Here is a 23,060-nt window from a genome sequence, read left to right as displayed (position 1 = left end):
TCGAAAACTCTTACCCCATGATAGCACACAGTTGTTATTGGTTCGAATTTCTCTTCGATCAGGGTTGAGTGCCGCAGTCTCGGGCGCCGCAATCTCGGGCCCGCAAATCTCGGGCGCCGCGATCTTGGACGCTTCGGAGCTTCACGCCGCGCCCGCCCCATATACGAAGCCCGCAGGCTCACGGCGTCGTCTCGCCGGGGTCGCATCGAAGGCGACGTCGACGCCGTCGAACGCCTCTCCGAGCGCCGAAACCCGCGCTACGGCCGGACGAGGACCTTGAGCGCCTCCCGCGCGTCCATGGCCTTGTAGCCGTCGGGGACCTCGTCGAGGCTCACGGTACGGTCGAAGACCTTGCCCGGCTGGACCGTCCCGTCGAGCACGGCCGGCAGGAGCTCCTCAATGTACGCGCGGACCGGGGCAGGCCCGCCCGTGAGCGTCACGTTGGGGCCGAAGAGGCTCCCGAAACCGACGGCGGCGTCCTCGTACTGCGGCACGCCCACGCGGCTGATGACGCCGCCCGGGCGGACGATCCCGACCGCCTGTTCGTACGCGGGCATGTGGCCCACCGCCTCGAGCACCTTGGCTGCGCCGACGCCGCGAGTGAGCTCGCGCACGCGGGCGATGCCCTCCTCGCCGCGCTCCGCGACGACGTCGGTCGCGCCGAACTCGACGCCCAGGTCCGTGCGCGCCTGGTGCCGCCCCATGAGGATGATGCGCTCCGCGCCCAGCTGCCTCGCGGACAGGACCGCCATGAGGCCCACCGCGCCGTCGCCAATCACCGCGACCGTGTTGCCCTCGGTGACGTTCGCTCGGACCGCCGCGTGGTAGCCCGTGCCGTACACGTCGGAGAGCGTGAGGAGCGCGGGGTACAGCGCCTCGTCGACCGGTCCCGGGACCTAGACGAGCGTGCCGTCGGCGAGCGGGACGCGCACGGCCTCAGCCTGCCCGCCGCCAATCCCGTTGCCTCCCCAGAAGCCGCCGTGCAGGCACGAGGTCTGGAGCCCCTCTCGGCAGAACTTGCACGTCCCGTCCGACCACGCGAACGGCGCGATGACGAAGTCGCCCTTGCGCACGGTCGCGAGGTCGGCGCCCACCTCCTCGACGACGCCGATGAACTCGTGGCCCATCGGCCGGCCCTCGGAGGTGTTGGGCAGGTTGTGGTACGGGTGCAGGTCGGAGCCGCAGATGCAGGCCCGAGTGACCCGCACGAGGGCATCGGTCGGCCGCTGGATGGCGGGATCGGGGGTCTCCTCGATCCGGACGTCGCCCGCGCCGTACATGAACGTTGCTCGCATGAAGCGTCTCCCCTTCGGTGTTCGAGGGCCGCCGTACCCCGGTCGGGTTGCGCTGGCGGCCTCTTCAAGGAGATGGCATTCGACGACGGCGGGGGAGACCCTGTTGGGACAGGTACCGGTAGTGCCTCCCTGCTGGCCGGCGAGTGCCGCGCTCGTTCGGGCCATCAGGGGGCTGAGCGAAGGCGCTCGGCCAGCCTGTCGACTTCATCGAGGACATCGTGCGCAGCCCACGCGCGGTCCCTCGCTGACTGAGTAATGGGCGAGATCACGCCGGCATCCGTCAGCCGGTTGAGGGGCCGATAGATCGACTCGACGGCAACGCCAGCGATCGAGGCGGCTGTCTGCGCGTCGAGAACTGGAGTCTCGATGAGGTGGGAGATCAGTGTCTCGTCCGCAGAACCTTTACGGGGCTTAGCCCTCTCGGTCCACTGACCCGGGAGCTGGGTCAGCGCCGCCAGCGATTCCTTGGACGCCTTGACGGCGAGAACCGCGCACTCGGCGAGGTATACGACAAATGGCTCTGCATCCCCGATCCGGTAGTCGTTGACGAGCCTGAAGTAGCGACTGACGTCGGCCAGCATGGCGGAAGCGATGGGGGTGACGGTCTGCTCGGCGAGGCCGCGACGACGGATGACGGCGTTGATGAGCGCGCGGCCAATACGTCCGTTGCCATCTGTGAACGGGTGTATCGACTCGAACTGCGCATGTGCCAGAGCGGCTTGCGCCACGACGGGCATGTCAGAGCGATTTGAGAACGAGATGACATCATCGAGGAGGCTTGGGACTAGATCCGCGGGCGGCGGAACGTGCGCGGCCCCTCTCGGCGAGTAATCGCTCCCCCCGATCCAGTTCTGCACGTCGCGCACTTTGCCCGCGTAGTAGGAGTCGTGCGGATCGTCCCGCATCAGAATGCGATGCGCGGCGAGCATTGCGTCCAGAGTCACCTTTCCTGATGAGCCTGAGTTGCGGATCATTGCCTGAATCGCATCTGTAGCGGCAACCGTGGATCGCGCCTCCGCACTGGCCTTGAGGCCGACCACTGCTCTTGCGTAATCGTCGCGCCGCGCGTCGACGTGTTCGATCTTGGAGGAGGAGACAGACTCGCTCCGCAGCAGGAAGCCGCTGATGGCGCGCATCGGCCCTGAGGACACGGCGTCCAGAGAGGCAATGGCAACCGCGGCCTCTTCGAGAAGAACCATCGTGGGCCGCTCGGGGTAATAGTCGAGCCTGCTGATGTCAGGGGGGATAGCCACCTCGATTTCAGTGACGAGTCTGTCTTCGCGGGGTACGCGGCCCGACGGTCGCCACGGCCGTGTCTCGTATCGGTGCGCGGGCCAATTGCCGGGCATCAATCCTCCTCAGAACGACCACTAGTGACTCGATTATTAGCCTTTTAGACGTAAAAGGCTAATGAGTTGATCACTATTGGGCGTTCCTGTCCCGCCTGACGGCCGCTGAATCTGAGCATCCGGGCCTAGGTGACCTCTTGGGCCCGCGCCCCCGCGCCCCCGCGGCCCCTGGCCTCAGGCGCCCGGCCGCACGAGGTACGTGTTCACGGGCCGCCCCGTGGTCCCGTACTCGAGCTTGAGCTCGAGCCGGCCCTTCCGTTCGAGCTCGCTCAGGTAACGCTGCGCCGTGGGTCGCGAGATGCCCACAAGGTCGGAGATGTCCTGTGCCCCGAGCGGCCGGTCGGCCGCGCGCACGGCGTCGAGGACCTTCTGCATGGTGGGCGGGAGGCTGCGCGAGCTCGGCCCGGGGGCCGCCGAGGCGTGGCGCGACGCGAACAGCGCGTCGACGTCGGTCTGCCCCGAGATGTGCCGCGATTCGGTCTCCGCCCGCCAGCGCCGGTAGGCGTGGAGCTGGGCCGTGAGCTGATCGAAGCCGAACGGCTTGACGAGGTAGTACACGGCACCGCCGCGCATCGCGGCGCGCACGGTCGCGACGTCCCGCGCGGCCGTGATGATGATCGCGTCCACGTCGTGGCCGTCCTCGCGAAGCGAGCGCAGGAGGGCGATGCCGTCCTCGTCGGGCAGGTACACGTCGAGCAGGAGCAGGTCAGGGGCGAGCCGGGCCACGGCCTCGCGGGCCTCGGCGGCCGAGTGGGCCTCGCCCACGCACTCATAGCCCGCGACGCGCGCCACCTGGGCGGCGTGGAGCTTTGCCACTCGGTAGTCGTCGTCGACCACGAGGGTACGGATCATTCCTGTGCCTCTCCTCTGGCCCCCCGCGCCGTTGCCGGAACCCACACTTCAAACCGTCCGCCCGGACCTGCGAACACGTCCATCGTCCCACCGGCCCGCCGTACGATCCGCGCGACGAGCGCGAGCCCGATCCCGCGCCGTAGCCCCGGCCGCGCCTCCTTGGTCGTGTAGCCATCGCGGACGACGTCGCTCACGGCCTCCGCGGGCACGCCCGGGCCGCTGTCGGTCACCGAGACGAAGATCCCGGACGAATCGTCGAGCTGGAGCGTCACCTCGCGCTCGTCGGGCTGGCCCACGACGGCGTCGATCGCGTTGTCGAGCAGGTTCCCCACGATCGTGAGGAGCTCCTGCGTTCCCAGGAAGGGCTGGCGGAGGCGCGAATCGTCCGTGATGGTGAGGTGGACGTCCTGTTCGGCTGCGATCGTCACCTTCGCGAGGATGAGGGCCGCGAGCTCGGGCGGCTCGATGCGCGCCCGGAGCCCCTCGCCGAGCGAGCGGGACGTGTCCGCGACCCCGGAGATGAACGTGCGGGCCTGGTCGACGTCTCCGAGCTCGAGCAGGCCGCTGACCACGTGCAGTCGGTTGGCGTATTCGTGCTCTTGGGCGCGCAGCGCCTGGATGAGGCCTTCCATCGAGCGCAGGTCCCGGACGAGCGCCTCCACTTCGGTGCGGTCCCGGATGGTGACGACGGCGCCGACGCTCCGCCCGCCCACGCTGACCGGCATGCGGTTGGCCACGAGGAGCGCGTCGTCCGTGATGACCGCCTGATCCACGCCGGTCGCCTTGCCGGTGAGAATGTCGCGAAGCCGGCCCGCCGGGAGCAGCTCCTCGATTGGCTGGCCGAGGGCCGTGCCCTCGATGGTGAGCAGCCGCCGGGCCTCGTTGTTGATGACCGTGACGCGCTCGTGGTCGTCCAAGCCGATCATGGCCTCGCGGATGCCGTGCAGGAGCGCCTCGCGGTCCTGCAGGAGCGAGGCGATTTCCGCGGGTTCGAGCCCGAAGGTGGCCCGTTTGATGCCCCGGGCCAGCAGTACGGAGCCGGTCGTGCCGATGAGAAGGATGAGCGCCGAGTAGCCCGCGATGAGCCAGGCCTGTTGGCCGAGCTGGGTCAGCACCGCCGTCTCGAGGATGCCTACGGACACCTGGCCGATCACGTTCCCCTCGGGGTCGAAGATCGGAGCCTTGGCGTTCGCGGAGAGCCCAAGGCTGCCGGGGTCCGTGCCAACGTGCGTCTGGCCATCGAGCGCCTCGACCGATTCCTCGAGCTGCTTGCCGATGAGCGCGGGGTTGGGATGCGAGTAGCGCACGCCGTCTCGGTCGGTGACCACGACGTAGTCGGTGTGGGCCTGGGCCCGCACCTGCTCCGCGAGCGCCTGGATGCGCTTCGCGGGGTCGTGCGCGTCGAGCGCCGTCGCGATCTCGGGCATCTGCGCCACGGTGGTGGCCACGCCGAGCGCGCGCTGACGGTACTGCTCGTCGAGGACTTGCCCCGTGATGCGGTTCGTGACGAACCCGCCCAGGGCGACCGTGAGCAGGAGGATGCACAGCGTCCACACGAGGATCTGAGAGGCGAGCGGGCGCGCCCGCCACCATGTTCGAGCCGGATTCATGCGGTTCTCACCTAACGATCAAAAGGCTCAAAACATGAATGAAAGCTATTAATCCTCGCAAACCGCGCAACACTGGCTGCACCTTCGCGGTCCTTTCTATTGTTGTCCCAGTCGCTGTGATTCAGCTCACTGGGTATGAAGAAAGGATCCCGCAGGCGATGGCGTTCGCGCAAATTTTGCCTGGGGCTTCGTCCTTCAAGGCGTAGCCAACAATTTTAGTCGTCGAAGTACCGAAAGACGTAGAAGTCTTTCCCGCAAGACAGAGAGGTCTTTGGACATGGGTGACAATCATCCAGACCGAGCCGTGCCCCGTCAGGGCGCGGACGGGGGAGCGCGGATCGACATCGTCGGCCTGACCAAGCGCTACCTCACGCCGAAGGGCGAAACGTTCACCGCCATCCGCGACGTCACGGTCGCCGTGGAGCCCGGCCAGTTCTGCTCGATCGTCGGGCCGACGGGCTGCGGCAAGTCGACCACGCTCGCGCAGGTCTCGGGCCTCGAGAAGCCGAGCGCCGGCTCCGTGACGGTGGGCAACCACATCGTGGACGGCATCACGGACGGCGTGAGCTACATGTTCCAGGCCGACGCGCTGTTCCCGTGGAAGAGCGTGCTCGGCAACGTCATGATGGGCCCGATCCTCCTGGGCATGCACAAGCGCGAGGCCACCGAGCTCGCACGGGACTGGCTGCGCCGCGTGGGCCTCGCCGGCTTCGAGGACCGCTATCCGCACCAGCTCTCCGGCGGCATGCGCAAGCGCGTCGCGATGGCCGCGGCCCTCATCAACAACCCGCGCATTCTCCTCATGGACGAGCCGTTCGGCGCGCTCGACGTCCAGACCAAGGCGATCATGCAGAACGAACTGCTCAAGCTCTGGGAGGAACTGCGCCCGTCGGTGCTGTTCATCACCCACGACCTCGACGAGGCCGTCGCTCTCTCCGACCGTGTGGTCATCATGACCAGCAGCCCGGGCTCGGTCAAGGACGTCTTCGACATCGACCTCCCGCGCCCGCGCGGCAACGTCCAGCAGATCCGCCACGAGGAGCGCTTCCTCGAACTCCAGGGCCAGATTTGGGAATCCCTCAAGGACGAAGTGACCCGCGCTTACGCGCGAACGGCAGGTGCGGCATGACAACTCTTACTCACGGCGAGGCGCGCGGCGGTACGCCCAAGGCCGAGCAGTCGGCAGCCGAGATCGCGGCAAAAGCCCGCCGCACCACCCAACGGCGCAAGGTGTGGATCTGGGTCGGAAGGATCGCCCTCGCCGTCGTCATCATCGGCGGATGGCAGCTGTGCACCAATGTGAAGCCTGACGGCAAGCACCCTTTGGTTGACCCCTTCTTCTTCGGCATGCCGACGCAGATTTGGGACAGCCTCGTGACGCTCTTCACCAATACCGAAGATGCCTCCTTTGGCTCGATCTGGGAGAACATCTGGGTCACCGGTCAAGAAGCGATCCTCGGCTTCCTCCTCGGAACGTTCGTGGGAATCGTGCTCGGCCTGCTCCTCGGCTCGAACAGGTACCTCTCCTCGGTGGTCGGCCCGTACATCCGGATCGTCAACTCGATCCCCCGCATCATCCTCGGCTCGATCTTCATCGTCGCGTTCGGCCTCGGAACCTTCCCCAAGGTCCTGCTCGCGGCCGTGCTCGTCTTCTTCGTGGTCTTCTTCAATGCGTTCCAGGGCGTCCGCGAAGTCGACCAGAACCTCGTCGCGAACGTCCGCGTCCTCGGCGCCTCGCCGTTCCAGGTCGCCATCCACGTGACCATACCGTCCGCCATGACGTGGATCATCGCGAGCCTCCACACGGCCTTCGGCTTCGCGATCATCGGCGCTCTCGTGGCCGAGGTGCTCGGCGCGCAGCAGGGGCTCGGCCTCATCATCAGCCAAGCCCAGGGGAAGTTCGATCCAGACACCGTCTTTGCGTGCATGATCATCATCGCGGTCTTCACGCTCTTGGCCGAATTCCTCATCGGACTCCTCGAGCACACGCTCCTCAAATGGCGGCCACCGAACAAATCCGAAGCCCAAACCATCTGACCGCAGATATCTGTCCCCCAACAATCCAATTCCCCAATTGATCAACAAAGGATGCGTAAAACAATGATGAAGCGCACTATCTTTGCCGTCGCCGCCGTCGGCGCCGTAGCGCTCAGCCTCACCGCGTGTGGCGGCTCCAGCAGCCCCGCCGCGAGTGCAGGCGGCGCCGGCAGCTCGGCTGCCGCGGGCCCGATGCCCACCGTGAAGATGATGATCGGTGGCATCGACAAGCAGATCTACCTCCCGTACAAGCTTGCGGAGCAGCTCGGCTACTACAAGGAGCAGGGCGTCGACATGCAGCTCTCCACCGAGCAGGACGGTGGCGTCGGCGCAGAGGACGCGATGGTCTCCGGTCAGGTCGACATGTCGGGCGCGTGGTACAACCACACGTACGACTTCCAGCTCCAGGGCAAGGACGTGATCAGCGTCGTCCAGCTCTCGGGCGCTCCCGGCGAGCGGATCATGTGCAATCCCAAGGCCAACGTCCACTCGGCTGCCGACATCAAGGGCAAGAACATGGGCGTCACGGACCTCGGCTCCGGCACGGACACCCTCACGCAGTTCATCGCGTCGAAGGCCGGGCTCAAGTCCGGCAAGGACTACAAGACCGTCAAGGCCGGCGCCGGCGCAACGGCGATCGCGGCCATCAAGAACGGTCTGGCCGACTGTGTCATGACCACGCAGCCCACTGTCACCGCGCTCGAGAGCCAGGGTGTCGCCGAGTCGGCGATCGACCTCGCAACGACCGACGGCGCAACCAAGGCCGTGGGCGGCAACTGGCCGGCCGCGAGCATCATCGCGAAGAAGGAGTGGGTCGACGCCAACAAGGACACCGTCCAGAAGGTCGTCAACGCCCTCGTCAAGACGATGCACTGGATCGCCACGCACTCGGCGCAGGAGATCGCGGACAAGCTGCCCTCGGACTACACGTCGAACAAGAACATCACGAAGGCTGACTACGTCAAGGCGCTCGACCAGGACAAGGCACAGTTCCTTCCTGATGGCCTGATGCCGGCGGGCGGCCCGAAGACGATCGCGGACATGTTCACGACGCTCGGCAAGGACGTCTCGAAGATCAAGTACACCGACACCTTCGACAACAGCTTCGCCACCAAGGCGAACCAGACGCTCGGCGAGAAGACCACGACGACGCCTGCTGGTGACAACGGCTAGGCCACTCGCCATCTAAGCCCCTCGGGGCAACGCCCCCAAAGTGCCCCGAGGACAGGCGGGCCCGCACCACAAGGTGCGGGCCCGCCGTCGTCGGTTGTTCAGATTCCGACCATGATTGACCTCGTTGGCGCGGCGAGTCTCGCCGACACGCCGCTGTCCATGGGGAGGGCGGCTTCGTGTCAGGTCGCAATCCGGACTACAGGTGAAGCGACGCCGGCCAGGCTAGCCCTGGTCGATGTGGCTCATGTCGCCATAGCGGGGGCCGACGACGGCGTCGCGCGGCACTGCGTCCTCAAGCGCCGCGATTTCGCTCGCCGAGAGCTCGACGCCGCGCGCGGCAGCGTTCTCCTCGAGGTACTTGACGCGCTTCGTGCCGGGGATCGGCACGACGTCCTCGCCCTGGGCGAGGACCCACGCGAGAGCGATCTGCCCCGGCGTCACGCCCTTCTCCTCCGCGAGAGCGGTCACGTTCTCCACGAGCCGGAGGTTCGCGTCGAGCGCTTCGCCCTGGAAGCGCGGGAAGTACCGAGTCTGGCGGGCGTCCGCGCTCTGCTGCACCGATTCCGCCGTCATCCGTCCCGTGAGAATCCCGCGGCCCAGGGGCGAGTACGGCACGAGGCCGATCCCGAGCTCGCGGATCGTGGGGAGGATCTCGTCCTCGAGGTCGCGTGTGAAGAGCGAGTACTCGGTCTGGAGCGCCGTGATCGGGTGGACCGCGTGCGCGCGGCGGATCGTCGCGGCGGCCGCCTCCGAGAGGCCGAGGTGCCGCACCTTGCCGGCCTCGACGAGCTCCGCCATCGCGCCCACGGTCTCCTCGATGGGCACGGTCGGATCGACCCGGTGCTGGTAGTAGAGGTCGATGTGGTCCACGCCCAGGCGGGTCAGCGACGCGTCGCACGCGGAGCGCACGTACTCGGGGCTCCCGTTGATGCCGAGGCGCTCGCCGTTGGGCCCGCGCATGTTGCCGAACTTCGTGGCGAGCTGGACCTCGTCCCGCCGGCCCGCGATCGCGCGGCCCACGAGCTTTTCGTTCGTGAACGGGCCGTACATGTCCGCCGTGTCGAGGAGCGTGATGCCGAGGTCGAGCGCGCGGCGGATCGTCTCGAGGCCCGCTGCCTCGTCGGGGAGGCCGTAGAACTCGGACATGCCCATGCAGCCGAGGCCCATGGACGAGACTGTGAGGGGCGAGGCGATGCCGAGCGTGCGGGTCTGTGCTGTGTTTTCTGGCATGCCCCCAGCCAACCGCTTAGAGCGCGCTCTAAGTCAAGGTCTGCCGATACAGCTCGATCTTCGCCTCGACCGCGCGCAGGTTCTCGGTGACCTCGGCGAGCTGCGCCACGACCCGCTCGCGGTGCGCCTCGAGGATCTCGAGCCGTTCCTCCTCGTTGCCTTCGCCCTTGCGGACCAGCTCGGCGTAGCGCCGGACCTCGCGGACCGGCATGCCCGTGGCGCGCAGGCGCGCGACCATGAGGATGCCGTTGACGTCCTGGTCGGTGTACTCGCGGCGGCCCGACGGCGTCCGGTCGACGTCGTGGAGCATGAGCCCGTCGCGCTCGTAGTAGCGCAGTGTGTGGGGGCTGAGGCCAGTGCGTTCCGAGACTTCGGCGATTGTGAGACCCATGCGTCCATTCTGCGCCCGCCCGCCCATAGGGCGAGCCGCGGGCAGGCTGCCACAATGGCCGCATGCGCACCTTTGGGGTGGAGGAGGAGCTGCTCATCGTGGATCCGTCCACGGGCGAACCGGTTGCGCTGGCGGACCGGATGCTCGCCGTAGCCGGGCGGCCCGCGGACATGTCCCACGAATTCAAGCTCGAGCAGGTCGAGGTGCAGACCGCGCCCTGTCGGGACCACGACGAGCTCCTCGGCGAGCTCTTCGCGGGGCGCCGAATCGCCGACCGCGCGGCGAGGTCCTGCGGGGCCCGCGTGGCCGCGATCGCAACGTCCCCGCTCGAGATCGCGACCTCGCTCACGCCAGACGAGCGGTTTGCCCGCATGGCCCAGGAGTTCGCCCTCACGTCGCGTGAGCAGCTCACGTGCGGGCTGCACGTGCACGTGGCCGTCTCCTCAGGCGAGGAAGGGGTCGCCGTCCTTGACCGGATCCGCGACTGGCTGCCGCCGTTCATCGCGCTCAGCGCCAACTCGCCGTACTGGTTCGGGGCCGATACCGGCTACGCGAGCTACCGGACGCAGGCGTGGAACCGCTGGCCCACGTCTGGGCCCCAAGAGCCATACGGGAGCGCCGCGGCCTACCGCGAGCGGATCGCGGCGATGATCCGCACGGGATCGATCCTCGACGAGGGCATGGCGTACTTCGACGCCCGCCTCTCGCGGCGCCACCCTACGGTCGAGATCCGCATCGCGGACGTCCCGCTCGCCGCGGGCGATTCGGCGCTCCTCGCGGTCCTCATCCGCGCCTTGGTCGAGACCGCCTCGCGCGAGGCCGACGACGGAGTGGCCCCGCTTGCGACGCCCGTGGCCGTTCTGCGGCTCGCCGCGTGGCGGGCCAGCCGCTCGGGCCTCGGGGGCGACCTCGTGCACCCGATCGACGGCGTACGCGTCCCCGCCGCCGACGCGATCCAGGCCCTCCTCGAGCACGTCAAGCCGGCGCTGCGCGACGCTGGCGAGCTCGTCCGCACCGAGCTCTCGCTCGCCGAACTCCTCGCGCGCGGAACGGGGGAGCGGGCCCAGCGCGATGCGGTCGCCGCGGGGGGCGGGCTCGCGGAGGCCGTCAAGATGGCGGCGTCGCACACCGTGACGCGGGACGGCAGCTGGGACGACGGCGCCCGGGCCACCCTGAGCTTCGTGCGGCGGGGCTAGCTAACCCGCTGCTTGCCCGCCTTCTCCCGCGCGTCACGGAAGCGCTCGTGCTCCTTCTTGCGGGCGTCGCGGAGCTTCTTCTCGGCCTCGCGGCGCTGCTTGACGGCCTCCTGGTAGCGCTCGTCCTTCGCTGCGACGGCATCCAGCGGATCGGGGGAGGCCGGGAGTTCGGTCGGGTCCGAGCCGGTGGGGTGAGCCTCGATGTACGCCATGACGCCGTCGAGCAGCCGGTCGAGCCCGAAGACGAAAGGATCGGTCTGTGCTTGGAACGCCCCGCTCAAGAGTGAGTCCGCGGCATAGGGGAACTCCTCCCTCGACACGAGTTCGGTGAGGCGCGCCGCGATCGTCGCGTCCACGTCCTCGCTGGGCCGTCCTGTGGTCCCCGCGAGCGTCGCATAGCCTCGCAGGATCGTCGCGTTCCAGCGCACTTGGGCCACGATGGCGAGCACGATCGCGAGCTTTTCGCCGTAGCCGAGGCGGACCGGGGCGAGGGCCCCGAGCGCCGCGTCGAGCCACGCGATGTTGTGCGGCGTCTGCGGCGGACCCTCGACTGGGATCTCGAGGAGCCACGGGTGCTCGGTGTAGATCTCGAGCATGCCCTTCGCGTAGTCCACGAGCGCGTCGCGCGGGGTCGAGGCTTCGCGGATGGACTCGGGCGGGAGGCCGATGCCCTCCTCCTGCATGAGCAGCAGGAGATCGTCCTTCGCCGAGACGTAGCGGTAGAGGGACATGGGCGTGAAGCCGAGGGCACTCGCGACGCTCGACATCGAGACGGCGGAGAGGCCGCCCTGGTCCGCGATCCGCACGGCCGTCTCGACGATCTGCTCGATGGTGAGCTCGCGCCGGGGCCCGCGCTGCGGGTTGGCGGCCACGCCCCACGCGAGGGCGATCCCGCGCGGCAGCTCGAGATCGGTCTGGTGGTCCATGCGCATCCCTTCGGTTCTCACTGCCCATCGTAGGGGCTTGACACCGATACTGCGTAGCATCTAAACAGTAGATGGCATAAACAGTTTATGCTGTACTCAGTGAAAGGAAGAGGGCATGCCTACCGCCATCAGCCTCCGCGGGCTCACCAAGTCCTTCGGAGACCAGACCGTCCTCGACGGCCTCGACCTCGACGTCGAACGCGGCGAGATCTTCGCGCTCCTCGGCCCGAACGGCGCCGGCAAGACGACGCTCGTGAGCATCCTCACGACCCTCGTTGAGCCGGACGGCGGGCAGGCCACGGTGGGCGGCCTCGACGTCGTTCGCGAAAAGCGCGAGGTGACGTCCCGCATCAGCCTCACGGGGCAGAACGCCGCCGTCGACGAGATTCTCACGGGGGAGGAGAACCTTCGGATGATGGGCCGGCTCTGGGGGCTGAGCCCCGCGGAGACGGCCGAGCGCACGCGCGAGCTTTTGGACCGCTTCGACCTCGTGGACGCCGCGCGAAAGCGTGTCAAGACGTACTCGGGCGGCATGCGGCGCCGGCTCGACCTCGCGCTCGGGCTCCTGCGCACGCCGCCGATAGTGTTCCTCGACGAGCCCACCACGGGCCTCGACACCCGCAGCCGTCAGGAACTCTGGGACGTGATCCGATCCCTCGCGGCGGGCGGGACCACGGTGTTCCTCACCACGCAGTACCTCGAGGAGGCGGATCAGCTTGCCGACCGCGTCGCCGTGCTCGACGGCGGGCGGATCGTGGCGCTCGGAACCGCGGCGGAGCTCAAGTCCCGGGTTGGAGGGATGGTGCTCGCCCTCCACGACGCGAGCGGCGACCTCACGCACGAGCAGCCCGTCGACGGGACGCTCGCGGGGCTGCGCGACGCGCTCGCGGGCCTGCCCGTCGATGCCCCCTCCGTGACCCTCCGGGCGCCGAGCCTCGACGACGTGTTCCTCGCCGTCACGGGCTCGCGCCGAGCCAACGACTTCGCCAGCCGCCCTTAAGGAGCAGCCATGTCCCTCGTCACGTCTCTCGTCACGCCCATCTTCGTCAAGCGCAGCATGCTCCACGCCCTGCGCACCCCGGACGCGCTCGTCATGGCGATCGTCCTGCCGACCATGCTCATGCTCTTGTTCACGTACGTCTTCGGCGGAGCCCTTGAGCGCGACGGCGGGTCCGGGGCCTATGTCAACTACGTGGTGCCGGGCATCATCGTGCTCACGGCCGGCTTCGGGGCTTCGTCCGTGGCCGTCGACGTCGCGAATGACATGACGAACGGCATCATCGAGCGCTTCCGCACCATGCCGCTCCGCGCGTCGGCCGTCATCACCGGCCACGTGCTCACGAGCCTCGTGCGCAACCTCGTCTCGACCGCCGTCGTCGTCGCCGTGGGGCTCGCGGTCGGGTTCCGGCCGCACGCGAGCGCGCTCGCGTGGCTCGGGACGATCGCACTCGTCGGCGCCTACATCCTCGCGATCACGTATCTGTTCGCGGCGATCGGCCTCGCCGCGTCGGGGCCCGAGGCGGCGAGCGGCTTCGGCTTCATCCTGCTCTTCGCCCCGTACCTCTCGAGCGCGTTCGTGCACACCTCGACCATGCCGGCCTGGCTCCAGTGGGTGGCCGACCACCAGCCCATCACGCCGCTCATCGAGACGATGCGCGGGCTCCTCATGGGCATGGACATCGGCGCCAACGCGTGGTGGGCCGCCGCGTGGATCGCGCTCATCCTCGCGACCGGCGGGGTGTGGACTGGGCGGCAGTTCGCCCTCAGGTCGGGGCGGCGTTAGCCGCGGAGCAGGCGCCTGAGAGCCGAGCGGTACGCGAACGGCGCGATCCACGAGGCGGCGCGGCCGACGGCGGCGGGGAACCTCGCGAGCCCGAAGTCCTGGACCCAGCGCACCGTCGAACCCGACGCCCGGGGCGTCACGGAGACCATGACGCCTCCGGCGATGAGCTTCCCGGACTTCACGATTCGCGCGTGCCCCCCGGTGGCGCCGGTGGGCGGTTCGATCTCCTCGACCGTCATGACGTCGTTGAACCCGAGCCGCCGCCCCCGGAAGCCCACGCCGCCCAGCATCGTGCACGCGACGAACCGGTGGCCCGGCCGGAGCTCATCCGCCGCGACCATGCCCTCGGTGATGTGCGTGAACGGGATGAGCCGATCGTGGGCCCGGAGATCGAGGATCCGGGCCCACGCCGTCAGCGGCGCGAGCGGAGTGTCGAGTCGGAACTCGAACCGTCGCAGCTGCATAGGTCCGCTACTCCGTGTCGGCCTGCCAGAGGTCCGGGCCGAAGACCTCGTACTGGATCTTCCGGGCCGGGACGCCGAGACCGATCAGCTGACTCCGCACGGCCTGCATGAAAGGAAGCGGCCCGCACAGGTAGTAGGTGGCGTCCTCCGGCAGTTCGAGCGCCGTGACGTCCATGAAGCCCTCGCGCTCGTTGGCCGCGAGCGCGCGTCCCGGCTGCTCGTACCAGACCTCGAGGGCGCTGTTCGGGAGCGCGGCGAGGTCTTCGCCAACCTGCTCGCGCAGAGCGAAGCTCTCCGGGGACGTGCCCGCGTGGAGGAACACGACCTCGCGCTGCGAGCCCTCGGATGCGAGGTGGTTGACCATGCCGGCGAACGGCGCGACGCCGATGCCCGCGCTCGCGAAGACGAGCGGCCCGTCGCCGGGCGCAAGGACCACGTCCCCGAACGGGGCAGAGATCGTGACCTCGTCGCCGGCCTCGAGGGAGCTGTGGATGAGTGTCGAGACCTCGCCGTCGGGCTTGCCTGCCTCCTGGACCCGCTTGACCGCGAAGTGGCGGTGCTTGCCGTCGTCGGCGCGCGTGAGGCTGTACTGGCGGGGCTGGCGCAGGCCGTCCGCCGTGGGCAGCTGCACCGTCACGTACTGGCCCGGAAGCGAGGGATGCACGGTCCCCCCGTCCGCGGACTCCACGACGATCCGCACCACGTCGTCCGTCTCCTGGACCTTGTCCACCACGCGCCACGTGCCCCAGATCGAGTCCGGCTGCTCGCCGATCGCGTCGTAGAGCCCGCGCTCGAGGTTGATGAGGGTGTTGGCCATGAGCCAGTACACCTCGTCCCACGCTGCGGCGACCTCGGGCGTGACTGTCTCGCCGAGCACGTCCACGATGGCCCAGAACAGGTGCTCGTGGACCACGTTGTACTGCTCGGGGGTGACGCCCAGCGCGGCGTGCTTGTGGCTGATGCGGGAAAGGAGGGCCTCCGGCACGTCGTCGGGCCGGTTGAGGAGCATGGTCGCGTAGGCGGCGATCGAACCGGCGAGGGCCTGCTGCTGGTGGCCGTCGGCCTGATTGCCTCGGTTGAACACGCCGTCGAAGAGTTCTGGGTGCGCTTCGAAAAGGTGCTTGTAGAAGCGCTCGGTGATGGTTTGGATGTGTTCCCCGACCACGGGGAGGGTGGCCTCGATGATGGGGGCGGACGTTTCAGAGAGCATGGGCGGTACTCCTCGCGGACTGCACGAAAGGGGGGTGTGCGTTCGGGTGAAACGGATTCTTCTTGGGGGCTGCGAAGTGGGGTGGGGTTGGGAAGTTGGGGTGGGGTCTCGTGCGAAGCGGCCGGCTAGGCGGAATCCTGGCGGGATTGCCCCTTGGCCGGGACGTCGCCGAGCCGGTCGACCTGCTCGACGAGGGCGTCGATGACCGCGCGAAGCTGCACTTGGGCCACCTTGGTGTAGGTGCGCACGTACTCGATCTCTTCGATGGGCGTGTGGTACGCCGGGCCGTTGGAGGCCGGGGCGACATTGCCCCCGGCGTTCCCGGCCTGCTCGGCGCGCCGGAGGATCTCGGCGTACTGCGTGCGGGCGGTCGCGACGAGGTCCTTCGAGTACTGCTCGGCCTCCGCCACAAACTTCTCAGCCAAGACCTGCGCCTGGCTGATGATCTTGACCATCTCTTCCTTGCCGTCCGTAGCGCGCGCCTCGAGCTGGACACGGTCCGCACTCATCTGGTTGGAGACGGCCTCGAGGAAGTGGTGGACGGCCTGGGGGTCGTAGCCGAGTTCCACTTGCTCGAAGGTGGCGTTGCGGACCTCGGACGGACTGATCCGGCTTCCATGGGTGCTGGTGCTCATCGTGTCCCTTCTAGCTGGTCTTGTCCGGTCGGGGAGGAATTGTCCTCGATGCCGGTGTAGTCCTCATACCGGATGTCGCTGCGGGGGACTCCCGCCCCGACGAGTTGGCCGACGGTGTGGGACACCATCGGCGTCGAGCCGCACACCAGGGCCAGCCGCCCCAGTGACGACGCGTGAGCGGCGGCGGCGCTCCCCACCCAGCCCTTGAGGCCGGGAAAGGTCGAATCATCCGACACCACGGGGTGGAACGAGAACCACGGTTCGCGAGCGGCAAGGCCTGCGAGCCGGGATTCGTCGTAGAGGTTCCACGGCACGCGAGCCCCGTGGAACAGGTCGACGCGCGGGCCAAAGCCCCGCTCGCGCCACTGGGCAGCGACGCCGTCGAGGATCGCGGCGAGCGGCGCGAGGCCGGTCCCACCCGCGACGAGCAGCAGGTCGCGCCCGCCGTCCGCGCTGAGCTGATCGCCAACCGGCGCGCCGACGCGGAGCACGTCTCCCGCGGATGTCTTACGCACCGCGGCCGTGCTGAACAGGCCGCCCGGGATGAGCTGGACGTGGAACTCCACCGTCCCGTCCGCCCTGGGCGCGTTGGCCGGGCTCAGGTACCGCCACGTGCGGGGGAGCGCCGGGACCTCGACCGCGACCGATTGCCCGGGGGCGTACGCGAAGTCCTGGGGGAGGCGCACCTGGAGTACCGCGACGTCCAGGCTGCGACGTTCGACGGCGGTCACCTCGCCTTCCCACCAGGGCGGCGAGGTATCTGACGCCTCCTCTGCGGCGACGACCATGACCTTCGCAATGAGGCCGTAGGCCTCGGCCCAGTCCCGAGCCACTTCGTCGGTCCACGCCGCCCCGAGGAAGCGCTGGAGCGTCGCGAGGAACGACGAACCGACCATCGAGTAGTGCGCCGGGATGACCGAGAAGCGCCGGTGGTCCCGCCCGAGCTGGCTGATGAACTCGCCGACCTCGCCGATCCGGTCGGCGTGGCTGATGATGTGGCCGAGGGCGGAGAACAGCTTGTCCCGCTGGGCGCCCATGGCCACGGGGAACATGTCCCGGAGCTCAGGGTGGGATGCGAAGAGGTGCGAATAGAAATACAGGGGTACTTCGTCCCCCAGAGCGGCCGCCATGGACCATGTTCGCTTCAGGGCATCCGAATCCACGTAGCCGTCCCTTCTGCGCTGTGCGCAAGTCTGCTGAGGTCGAAAGAGCTCCGTTGGAGCCGAGGTCCCCCAAGCAGCCAAGGGCCGCTACCGGTAGCAAGCTACACGCTTGGAGCGGGCCATTCCAACCCCCAAAAATGAATGGCCGGCCCGATGCCTGAGCATCGGGCCGGCCATGGCACACTGGGGAGGTTCAGGCCCCGCGGAGGGCCCCCTCGAGGTCGGCGATGAGGTCCCCGACGTCCTCGAGCCCAACACTCAGCCGGAGCACGCCGTCGCCCAGCCCGATCGCGGCCCGGCCCTCGGCACCCATGGCGCGGTGCGTCGTCGTCGCCGGATGCGTGATGAGCGACTTCGCGTCGCCGAGGTTGTTCGAGATGTCAATGACGCGCAGGCCGTTGAGCAGCCGGAAGGCGGCTTCCTTGCCGCCGTCGTCGGGGGCGTTGAGCTCGAACGTGATGACCGTGCCGCCCGCGCTCATCTGCTTGCGCGCGAGCTCGTACTGCGGGTGCGACGCCAAATGCGGGTACTTGACCCAGCCGACCTCGGGCTGCGCCTCAAGCCACTCGGCGATCGCGAGCGCGTTCGCCGACGAGTGCCGCACGCGCAGGCCCATCGTCTCGAGGCCCTTCGTGAGGACCCACGCGTTGAACGAGCTGAGCGACGGCCCCGTGTGCCGCATGAGCTGCTTGACCGGCCCGTCGATGAAGTCCTTCTTGCCGAGGATCGCGCCGCCGAGCACGCGGCCCTGGCCGTCGATGTGCTTCGTGCCCGAGTAGACGATCACGTCGGCGCCGTAGTCGAGGCTCCGCTGCAGGAGCGGCGTCGCGAACACATTGTCGACGACGACCGTCGCGCCCGCCGCGTGGGCCAAGTCCGCGACCGCCTGGATGTCCACGAGTTCCTGCATGGGGTTCGACGGCGACTCGAAGAAGACCGCCGTGGTGGGCACCGAGAGCGCCTCGCGCCACTGCTCGAGGTCGGGCCCGTCCACGAAGACGGTCTCGACGCCCCAGCGGGGCAGGATCTCGTTGAGGATCACGAAGCACGAGCCGAAGAGGCTCCGCGCGGCGACCACGCGGTCGCCCGCGCCGAGGAGCGCCCCGAGCGCCGTGAACACCGCCGACATCCCGGACGCCGTCGCGAAGCACGCCTCGGTGCCCTCGAGCAGCCGCAGCCGCTCCTGGAAAGTGGCGACGGTCGGGTTGCCGTAGCGCGAGTACACGAAGCGCTCGTCCTCGCCCGTGAACGCCCGCTCGGCGGCCTCTGCCGATTCGTAGACGAAGCCCGAGTTGAGGAACAGCGCCTCGGAGGTCTCTTGGAAATTGGTGCGGTCAAGTCCGCCGCGCACGGCCTGGGTGTCTTCGCTCCAGCCGGCGGCGTCGATGTTAAAGGTCACTGACTTACTCTTGTCCTACGTTCGTGGGGAGACCCCGGTTCTTCCAGCCGTTCACGGTGCGCTGCCCGTCGGGCCCAGGGATGCCCTCGAAGCCTTCGATGACGTTGTACGCCGTGAAGCCGAGGTTCGTGGCGACCGAGGCGGCCGCAGCCGAGCGCTGGCCCGAGCGGCACAGGAACACAAGCTCCGTTCCTCGGTCCTCCGGCCCCTGGAGCTCAAGCTCGTTGATGAAATCGGGGTTCGGGATTCCGCCCGCGAACACCCACGGGATGAACAGCGGGTCGTTGTCCGTCTGGCGCGTGTCCGGGATGCCGATGTGAGCCCACTCCTCCTCGGTGCGCACGTCCACGAGGACTGCGCCCGACTTGAGCTTCTCCCACGCCTCGAGCGGCGTGATGTCCCCCGCGTGGCTCATGCGTGGCCCTCGCCGTCGTACTCGCCGTCGCTCGTGACGCCCTCGGCGAGCTCGTCGACGGCGGAGGCCACGGCCGCGTCCGCGCGGGCCACGGCGTGGGGGAGGATGATCGCCTGGGCGACGATGACGTCGGTCCCGTTGAACGTCGCCGCCGGGCTGCCGTGGAGCACGTAGCCTTCCGCGAGGGCCTGGGAGATCCGCGCGCAGAACTCGCGCGTGTCCGGACCGGTGAGGAGCCGGTAGGCGAGCCGCTCCTCGGAGGGGCTGGCCGGTGCGGCGGGGTCGTTGAGCGGCGTGGCGGCCGGCTCTCCCGTCTCAAGGGCGGTATCGGACATGGGCGGGCTCCTTCTGGCTTGCGTATCGATGGACGAATGGCCGAGTCGTCACCTGAGGCACCCCGCCGGATGGAGGGTTGCCGGCCAGCAAGTCAGGGCAGTGCGGCCGCGGAGGGAGGCTCCGCCGTCGCGCGCTGGCGCTCGTTACTCTGCGTTGAACGTAGCATGCAGCGCCGGGGCCAGCCATGGGGAGGCAGTAACGATCGGCAACACGCGCGCCGGCCCCGCCGCGTCGTGGACCAGGGGCCCTGGATTCTGACCGGGACTGACGGCCGACGGCGGCGTGTCGCCGAGGGCGCGCCGAGTTGCGTCGCAAGGACGGCGCCAAAGCTGGTCGGAATCCGCGGGCGGGCGGCTACGTGTAGCCGTTCTCCTCCAACATATGGTTCGGGAGTCGGTTGCCCGGGGCTCGGCCGCGGATCTCGAGGAGTTCGCGCGCGTGCTCCCACAGCCGCTGGTCCTCCTCGGAGGCGGGCGTCCACGGCGGGATCGGCACGGCCGTGCCCGTCTCGTCGCGGGCCACCATGACCGTGAGGCAATACGTGGTGAGGTTCAGCTCCCCGCCGCGAGGGCTCCCCGAGCGGACGTGGACCGCGATGTGCATGCCCTTGTTCCCCGTGTACACGAGCCGGGCCTCGACCTCGACCACGTCGCCGATGAGCAGCGGCCGGTAGAAGCGGACCCCGCCGGAGAACACCGCGACGGTGTCCCGCCCGGAATACCGCGCTGAGCACACGTACGCGGCCTCGTCGATCCACTTCATGACCGTCCCGCCGTGGACTTTGCCGCCCCAGTTCACGTCCGTGGGCGCCGCGAGAAAGCGCAGCACGACGCGCTCGGCCGTGCCCGCGTCCGTGTACTCCTGCCGTTCCATCGACTTGGCGATCTCGTCCCGCACCGCGATGCGGGCGATCGCGTGGGCCTCGGCCTCGCGTTCGGCGTCCGTCCGCGGCGCGAACTTCGGCACCGCGATGGGCCGCCCGTCGGCCCCGACCGCCACGAAGATCACGAGGCATTGGCTGCGCATCGTCGGGGCACCGCCCTTCGGGTCCCCCGAGGAGACGACCGTCCGGATGTGCATCGATGAGCGCCCCGTGTAGACGATCGTCGCCGTGACCTCGACCATGTCGCCGACGTTCACGGGGTCCGCGAAGTGGATGTTCCCCACGTACGCCGTGACGCAGTACGCCTTCGCCCAGCCGACGGCCGCGGCGTACGCGGCCTTGTCGACCCATTCGAGCACCGTCCCCGCGTCGACCGAGCCCGAATGGCCCACGTCAGTCGGCGCGGCGAGGAAGCGCAGGGTGACCTCGTTGCTCGTTTCGGTCGCGAGGCGCTGAGTGGAGTCCGTGCTGTGCATGGGTTCAGTCAATTCCGCGTCAATCCCGGTCGGTGTCGCCAAAGCCCGTGTGGGCGTGGCCCTCGGCGTCGGGAATCCCGGCGGCGCCCGCCGAGCCGAGGCCGAGCCCGATCCCGCTCACCCGCCGTCGCCGCTCGCGGTGCGGGGGCTCCTTCGCGTCGTCGTCGCCGTCGTGGGGCTGGTGGAGCAGGAAGGACTCCTGGTTGTGACCGTATCCCGGGTCCTGGTTGTACCCCTCCTCGAGCCCCGGGTCATCGCCGTACGGGGCCGCGGGCGGTGGGACGCGGTCGCTCTGTTCCATAACGGCACCGTAGACGGATTGCGTCGATGCGCGCCAGAGCCTCCCAGCGCGCCGCCCGAGGGGGCGCCTATGCGACGCGGGTGCGTCACACGAAGGCAGCCCTCACACGAACGCAGACCGTCCCGTCACGGCCCGCCCGACGATGAGCGAGTTGATCTCGTAGCTGCCCTCGTACGTGTAGAGCACCTCGGCGTCGCCGAACAGCTTCCCCATCTCGAAATCGCTTGAGATGCCGTTCCCGCCGAGTAGCGAGCGGCCAAGCGCGACGGATGCGCGGGCCAGACGCGTGGTCGTGGACTTCGCGAGCGCGGCCTGAGGCATCTCGAGGAGCCAGTCCTGCTGGAGCCGGGCGAGTGCGACCATGAGGGCGAGCGAGGCGTGCGCATTGCCGAGGATCTCGGCGAGCTGCTGCTGGACGAGCTGGAAGGACGCGAGTTCGCGGCCGAACTGCCGCCGCTGCAGGGAGTACGCACGGGCGACGTCGAACGCGGCGAGCTGGATCCCCGCAGCCTGCCAGCCGACCCACGCGCGCGAGTCGCGGAGGAGCTCATTGGCGCGGGAGAAGTCGGTGGCCCCGGGCAGCCGGTTCGCCTCGGGAACGCGGACGTCCTCGAGCCCGAGGTTGGCGTTCTGGATGATCCGGAGGCCGATCTTGTTCGAGATCTTCGTGGCCGTGAACCCCGGGCTGTCGGTCTCGACGATGAACGCCTTCACCTCGTGATCGGTGGTGTCGCGGGCCCACACGAGGGCGAAGTCCGCAACGGTCCCAGAGCCGATCCATCGCTTCGCGCCGTTGAGGACCCAGCCGTCCCCGTCCCGCCGTGCGGTCGTCTCGAGCCCGCGCGCGATATCGGATCCGTGCTCGGGCTCCGTGAGGGCGAACGCGCCGAGCGACGTGAACCGCTCGAGGCCGGGCACCCAGCGGCGCTTCTGCTCGTCCGAACCGAGCGCGTCGATCATGCCGAGGATGAGCTCGTTGTGGATTCCGACGAGCGCCGAGAGCGAGACGTCGGCTCGTGCCACTTCGGTGTACATGAGGCCCTTGAACAGGGCGGAGCTCCCGTCGGTCTGCAGCCGGGCGAGGCCGTGCGCCGCAAGGCCTGGGAGCAGTTCCGCCGCGAACTCCTCGCGGTTCCAGTACCCGATGCTCGCGGGCCGCACCTCGGCTTGGAGGTACTCGCGCGTTGCGTGGTACCGCCTCCGTTCGTCCTCGGGCAGGAGCTCGACGGCGCGGAACAGGTCCGCGTCCTCGAACGGCGGCGCGCTGGCCGCGGGGTCCGATTCCGGCGATCCCGACGCCGGGGTTTCCGGCGCGGCCTCCCGTGCAAGTGCGTTGAGCATGTGACGCCCCTGTCCCCTCGCGGTCCGTCGCCTCGCCCGCGGCTGTGCGGGGAGGCTTCCGAACCCTTGGACGTCCTAGTATATTTCACGGTGACGTGGATCACTAAACTGGGTCAACCGGGCGAGGGCGGCCCGGTCCGCGTAACGCGAAAGGCGCACCATGACCGTCACCGATGACTTCCGGGCAGCGCGCGACAGGCTCCTAGCCCTTCGCGGGGACTACGAGCTGGCGCGCCTCGAGTTCGAGTGGCCACGCTTCGAGGAGTTCAACTTCGCGTCCGACTGGTTCGACGCGCTCGCAGCAGACCCCGAGCGCGGCGAGCAGCCAGCACTCGTCATCGTCGAGCAGGACGGCACCTCGACGCGCCGCACGTTCGCCGAGCTTGCCGAGCGCTCGCGCCAGGTCGCGTCCTGGCTCCGCGACCAGGGCGTGCGCCCCGGCGACCACGTGATCATCATGCTCGGCAACCAGGTCGAGCTGTGGGAGCTCATCCTCGCCTGCATCCGGCTCGGCGCCGTCATGATCCCCACCACCACGCTCATGGGCCCCCGGGACCTGGCGGACCGCGTGGAGCGCGGCGCCGCGCACTGGGCG

Annotated in this window: 23 protein-coding genes, 1 pseudogene and 1 riboswitch; of the genes and pseudogenes, 7 read left to right on the top strand and 17 right to left on the bottom strand. The window is 68.8% G+C overall.

The features are described from left to right. Positions 1-257: 257 nt before the first annotated feature. The 4 genes and pseudogenes from ACLN58_RS05595 to ACLN58_RS05580 all read right to left on the bottom strand — a co-directional run bounded on the left by ACLN58_RS05595 (position 258) and on the right by ACLN58_RS05580 (position 5,106). Positions 258-1,295 (bottom strand): annotated as a pseudogene (locus ACLN58_RS05595) (zinc-dependent alcohol dehydrogenase family protein). A 164-nt stretch (positions 1,296-1,459) separates the two neighbouring features. Beyond that, the gene (locus ACLN58_RS05590) at positions 1,460-2,644 is read right to left on the bottom strand and encodes a Fic family protein (RefSeq protein ID WP_415854283.1); all 1,185 of its coding nucleotides are present in this window, start codon (positions 2,642-2,644) and stop codon (positions 1,460-1,462) included. Positions 2,645-2,818: 174 nt separating this feature from the next. Beyond that, the gene (locus tag ACLN58_RS05585; RefSeq protein ID WP_415854282.1) at positions 2,819-3,496 is read right to left on the bottom strand and encodes a response regulator transcription factor; all 678 of its coding nucleotides are present in this window, start codon (positions 3,494-3,496) and stop codon (positions 2,819-2,821) included. Then, entirely contained in the window at positions 3,493-5,106 is a 1,614-nt protein-coding gene (locus ACLN58_RS05580; RefSeq protein ID WP_415854281.1) for an ATP-binding protein, read from the bottom strand. Before ACLN58_RS05580 ends, ACLN58_RS05585 begins: the two co-directional genes overlap by 4 nt. 277 nt (positions 5,107-5,383) lie before the next feature. On the opposite strand from ACLN58_RS05580, the gene ACLN58_RS05575 reads away from it, so the two are divergent. From ACLN58_RS05575 to ACLN58_RS05565, 3 genes are all read left to right on the top strand, one after another. Continuing rightward, positions 5,384-6,235, top strand: coding sequence for an ABC transporter ATP-binding protein (locus ACLN58_RS05575; protein ID WP_415854280.1), 852 nt, complete (start codon positions 5,384-5,386; stop codon positions 6,233-6,235). After that, positions 6,232-7,143, top strand: coding sequence for an ABC transporter permease (locus ACLN58_RS05570; RefSeq protein ID WP_415854279.1), 912 nt, complete (start codon positions 6,232-6,234; stop codon positions 7,141-7,143). Before ACLN58_RS05575 ends, ACLN58_RS05570 begins: the two co-directional genes overlap by 4 nt. 63 nt (positions 7,144-7,206) lie before the next feature. Beyond that, the gene (locus ACLN58_RS05565) at positions 7,207-8,316 is read left to right on the top strand and encodes an ABC transporter substrate-binding protein (protein ID WP_415854278.1); all 1,110 of its coding nucleotides are present in this window, start codon (positions 7,207-7,209) and stop codon (positions 8,314-8,316) included. A gap of 222 nt (positions 8,317-8,538) precedes the next feature. Here the strand turns inward: ACLN58_RS05565 and ACLN58_RS05560 are convergent, their stop codons facing one another. Both ACLN58_RS05560 and ACLN58_RS05555 read right to left on the bottom strand, forming a co-directional pair. After that, on the bottom strand, positions 8,539-9,546 hold the full coding sequence (locus ACLN58_RS05560) for an aldo/keto reductase (protein ID WP_415854277.1): 1,008 nt from the start codon (positions 9,544-9,546) through the stop codon (positions 8,539-8,541). A 28-nt stretch (positions 9,547-9,574) separates the two neighbouring features. Then, positions 9,575-9,937 (bottom strand): MerR family transcriptional regulator, encoded by a 363-nt coding sequence (locus ACLN58_RS05555; RefSeq protein WP_415854276.1) that lies wholly within the window; start codon positions 9,935-9,937, stop codon positions 9,575-9,577. 62 nt (positions 9,938-9,999) lie between these two features. On the opposite strand from ACLN58_RS05555, the gene ACLN58_RS05550 reads away from it, so the two are divergent. After that, complete coding sequence (locus tag ACLN58_RS05550; RefSeq protein ID WP_415854275.1) at positions 10,000-11,133, top strand: glutamate--cysteine ligase; 1,134 nt, start codon at positions 10,000-10,002, stop codon at positions 11,131-11,133. Here the strand turns inward: ACLN58_RS05550 and ACLN58_RS05545 are convergent. Further along, positions 11,130-12,059 (bottom strand): TetR/AcrR family transcriptional regulator, encoded by a 930-nt coding sequence (locus ACLN58_RS05545; protein WP_415854274.1) that lies wholly within the window; start codon positions 12,057-12,059, stop codon positions 11,130-11,132. The two genes, ACLN58_RS05550 and ACLN58_RS05545, sit on opposite strands and share 4 nt — an antisense overlap. A gap of 115 nt (positions 12,060-12,174) precedes the next feature. Here ACLN58_RS05545 and ACLN58_RS05540 point away from each other — a divergent pair, with 115 nt between their 5' ends. Beyond that, complete coding sequence (locus ACLN58_RS05540; protein ID WP_415854273.1) at positions 12,175-13,059, top strand: ATP-binding cassette domain-containing protein; 885 nt, start codon at positions 12,175-12,177, stop codon at positions 13,057-13,059. A gap of 9 nt (positions 13,060-13,068) precedes the next feature. Further along, on the top strand, positions 13,069-13,842 hold the full coding sequence (locus ACLN58_RS05535; protein WP_415854272.1) for an ABC transporter permease: 774 nt from the start codon (positions 13,069-13,071) through the stop codon (positions 13,840-13,842). Here ACLN58_RS05535 and ACLN58_RS05530 read toward each other — a convergent pair. The 10 genes from ACLN58_RS05530 to ACLN58_RS05485 all read right to left on the bottom strand — a co-directional run bounded on the left by ACLN58_RS05530 (position 13,839) and on the right by ACLN58_RS05485 (position 22,465). Then, positions 13,839-14,306: a hypothetical protein gene (locus ACLN58_RS05530; protein WP_415854271.1), complete on the bottom strand. Its 468-nt coding sequence runs from the start codon at positions 14,304-14,306 to the stop codon at positions 13,839-13,841. The genes ACLN58_RS05535 and ACLN58_RS05530 overlap by 4 nt on opposite strands. A gap of 7 nt (positions 14,307-14,313) precedes the next feature. Continuing rightward, positions 14,314-15,516 (bottom strand): globin domain-containing protein, encoded by a 1,203-nt coding sequence (locus tag ACLN58_RS05525; protein WP_415854270.1) that lies wholly within the window; start codon positions 15,514-15,516, stop codon positions 14,314-14,316. A 125-nt stretch (positions 15,517-15,641) separates the two neighbouring features. Continuing rightward, entirely contained in the window at positions 15,642-16,151 is a 510-nt protein-coding gene (locus ACLN58_RS05520; protein ID WP_415854269.1) for a DivIVA domain-containing protein, read from the bottom strand. Further along, complete coding sequence (locus tag ACLN58_RS05515; protein WP_415854268.1) at positions 16,148-17,314, bottom strand: globin domain-containing protein; 1,167 nt, start codon at positions 17,312-17,314, stop codon at positions 16,148-16,150. Before ACLN58_RS05515 ends, ACLN58_RS05520 begins: the two co-directional genes overlap by 4 nt. Positions 17,315-17,507: 193 nt before the next feature. After that, positions 17,508-18,713, bottom strand: a complete 1,206-nt coding sequence (locus tag ACLN58_RS05510) for an O-succinylhomoserine sulfhydrylase (RefSeq protein ID WP_415854267.1) — start codon at positions 18,711-18,713, stop codon at positions 17,508-17,510. A 4-nt stretch (positions 18,714-18,717) separates the two neighbouring features. After that, complete coding sequence (locus ACLN58_RS05505) at positions 18,718-19,128, bottom strand: rhodanese-like domain-containing protein (protein WP_415854266.1); 411 nt, start codon at positions 19,126-19,128, stop codon at positions 18,718-18,720. Further along, positions 19,125-19,463: a DUF1737 domain-containing protein gene (locus ACLN58_RS05500; protein ID WP_415854265.1), complete on the bottom strand. Its 339-nt coding sequence runs from the start codon at positions 19,461-19,463 to the stop codon at positions 19,125-19,127. The genes ACLN58_RS05505 and ACLN58_RS05500 overlap by 4 nt, the downstream gene beginning before the upstream one ends. Before the next feature lie 9 nt (positions 19,464-19,472). Continuing rightward, a riboswitch (SAM riboswitch) is annotated at positions 19,473-19,612 on the bottom strand. Positions 19,613-19,818: 206 nt separating this feature from the next. Next, on the bottom strand, positions 19,819-20,823 hold the full coding sequence (locus tag ACLN58_RS05495) for an acyl-CoA thioesterase (RefSeq protein ID WP_415854264.1): 1,005 nt from the start codon (positions 20,821-20,823) through the stop codon (positions 19,819-19,821). 19 nt (positions 20,824-20,842) lie between these two features. After that, positions 20,843-21,124, bottom strand: a complete 282-nt coding sequence (locus ACLN58_RS05490) for a hypothetical protein (protein WP_415854263.1) — start codon at positions 21,122-21,124, stop codon at positions 20,843-20,845. Between the two features lie 102 nt (positions 21,125-21,226). Continuing rightward, the gene (locus ACLN58_RS05485) at positions 21,227-22,465 is read right to left on the bottom strand and encodes an acyl-CoA dehydrogenase family protein (RefSeq protein ID WP_415854262.1); all 1,239 of its coding nucleotides are present in this window, start codon (positions 22,463-22,465) and stop codon (positions 21,227-21,229) included. 160 nt (positions 22,466-22,625) lie between these two features. On the opposite strand from ACLN58_RS05485, the gene ACLN58_RS05480 reads away from it, so the two are divergent. Next, positions 22,626-23,060: AMP-binding protein (locus ACLN58_RS05480; protein ID WP_415854261.1), on the top strand; the 435-nt coding region annotated here is incomplete at its 3' end.

Origin of the sequence: Sinomonas sp. G460-2, from assembly GCF_047759905.1 — a bacterium.
Classification (GTDB): domain Bacteria; phylum Actinomycetota; class Actinomycetes; order Actinomycetales; family Micrococcaceae; genus Sinomonas.
This window is presented reverse-complemented; position numbering and strand designations above follow the sequence as displayed.

Bases quoted from the DNA above. Each gene is read 5' to 3' on its own strand.
- ACLN58_RS05590 (WP_415854283.1), bottom strand. From the start codon at position 2,644: ATGCCCGGCAATTGGCCCGCGCACCGATACGAGACACGGCCGTGGCGA.
- ACLN58_RS05585 (WP_415854282.1), bottom strand. From the start codon at position 3,496: ATGATCCGTACCCTCGTGGTCGACGACGACTACCGAGTGGCAAAGCTC.
- ACLN58_RS05580 (WP_415854281.1), bottom strand. From the start codon at position 5,106: ATGAATCCGGCTCGAACATGGTGGCGGGCGCGCCCGCTCGCCTCTCAG.
- ACLN58_RS05575 (WP_415854280.1), top strand. From the start codon at position 5,384: ATGGGTGACAATCATCCAGACCGAGCCGTGCCCCGTCAGGGCGCGGAC.
- ACLN58_RS05570 (WP_415854279.1), top strand. From the start codon at position 6,232: ATGACAACTCTTACTCACGGCGAGGCGCGCGGCGGTACGCCCAAGGCC.
- ACLN58_RS05565 (WP_415854278.1), top strand. From the start codon at position 7,207: ATGATGAAGCGCACTATCTTTGCCGTCGCCGCCGTCGGCGCCGTAGCG.
- ACLN58_RS05560 (WP_415854277.1), bottom strand. From the start codon at position 9,546: ATGCCAGAAAACACAGCACAGACCCGCACGCTCGGCATCGCCTCGCCC.
- ACLN58_RS05555 (WP_415854276.1), bottom strand. From the start codon at position 9,937: ATGGGTCTCACAATCGCCGAAGTCTCGGAACGCACTGGCCTCAGCCCC.
- ACLN58_RS05550 (WP_415854275.1), top strand. From the start codon at position 10,000: ATGCGCACCTTTGGGGTGGAGGAGGAGCTGCTCATCGTGGATCCGTCC.
- ACLN58_RS05545 (WP_415854274.1), bottom strand. From the start codon at position 12,059: ATGGACCACCAGACCGATCTCGAGCTGCCGCGCGGGATCGCCCTCGCG.
- ACLN58_RS05540 (WP_415854273.1), top strand. From the start codon at position 12,175: ATGCCTACCGCCATCAGCCTCCGCGGGCTCACCAAGTCCTTCGGAGAC.
- ACLN58_RS05535 (WP_415854272.1), top strand. From the start codon at position 13,069: ATGTCCCTCGTCACGTCTCTCGTCACGCCCATCTTCGTCAAGCGCAGC.
- ACLN58_RS05530 (WP_415854271.1), bottom strand. From the start codon at position 14,306: ATGCAGCTGCGACGGTTCGAGTTCCGACTCGACACTCCGCTCGCGCCG.
- ACLN58_RS05525 (WP_415854270.1), bottom strand. From the start codon at position 15,516: ATGCTCTCTGAAACGTCCGCCCCCATCATCGAGGCCACCCTCCCCGTG.
- ACLN58_RS05520 (WP_415854269.1), bottom strand. From the start codon at position 16,151: ATGAGCACCAGCACCCATGGAAGCCGGATCAGTCCGTCCGAGGTCCGC.
- ACLN58_RS05505 (WP_415854266.1), bottom strand. From the start codon at position 19,128: ATGAGCCACGCGGGGGACATCACGCCGCTCGAGGCGTGGGAGAAGCTC.
- ACLN58_RS05500 (WP_415854265.1), bottom strand. From the start codon at position 19,463: ATGTCCGATACCGCCCTTGAGACGGGAGAGCCGGCCGCCACGCCGCTC.
- ACLN58_RS05495 (WP_415854264.1), bottom strand. From the start codon at position 20,823: ATGCACAGCACGGACTCCACTCAGCGCCTCGCGACCGAAACGAGCAAC.
- ACLN58_RS05490 (WP_415854263.1), bottom strand. From the start codon at position 21,124: ATGGAACAGAGCGACCGCGTCCCACCGCCCGCGGCCCCGTACGGCGAT.
- ACLN58_RS05485 (WP_415854262.1), bottom strand. From the start codon at position 22,465: ATGCTCAACGCACTTGCACGGGAGGCCGCGCCGGAAACCCCGGCGTCG.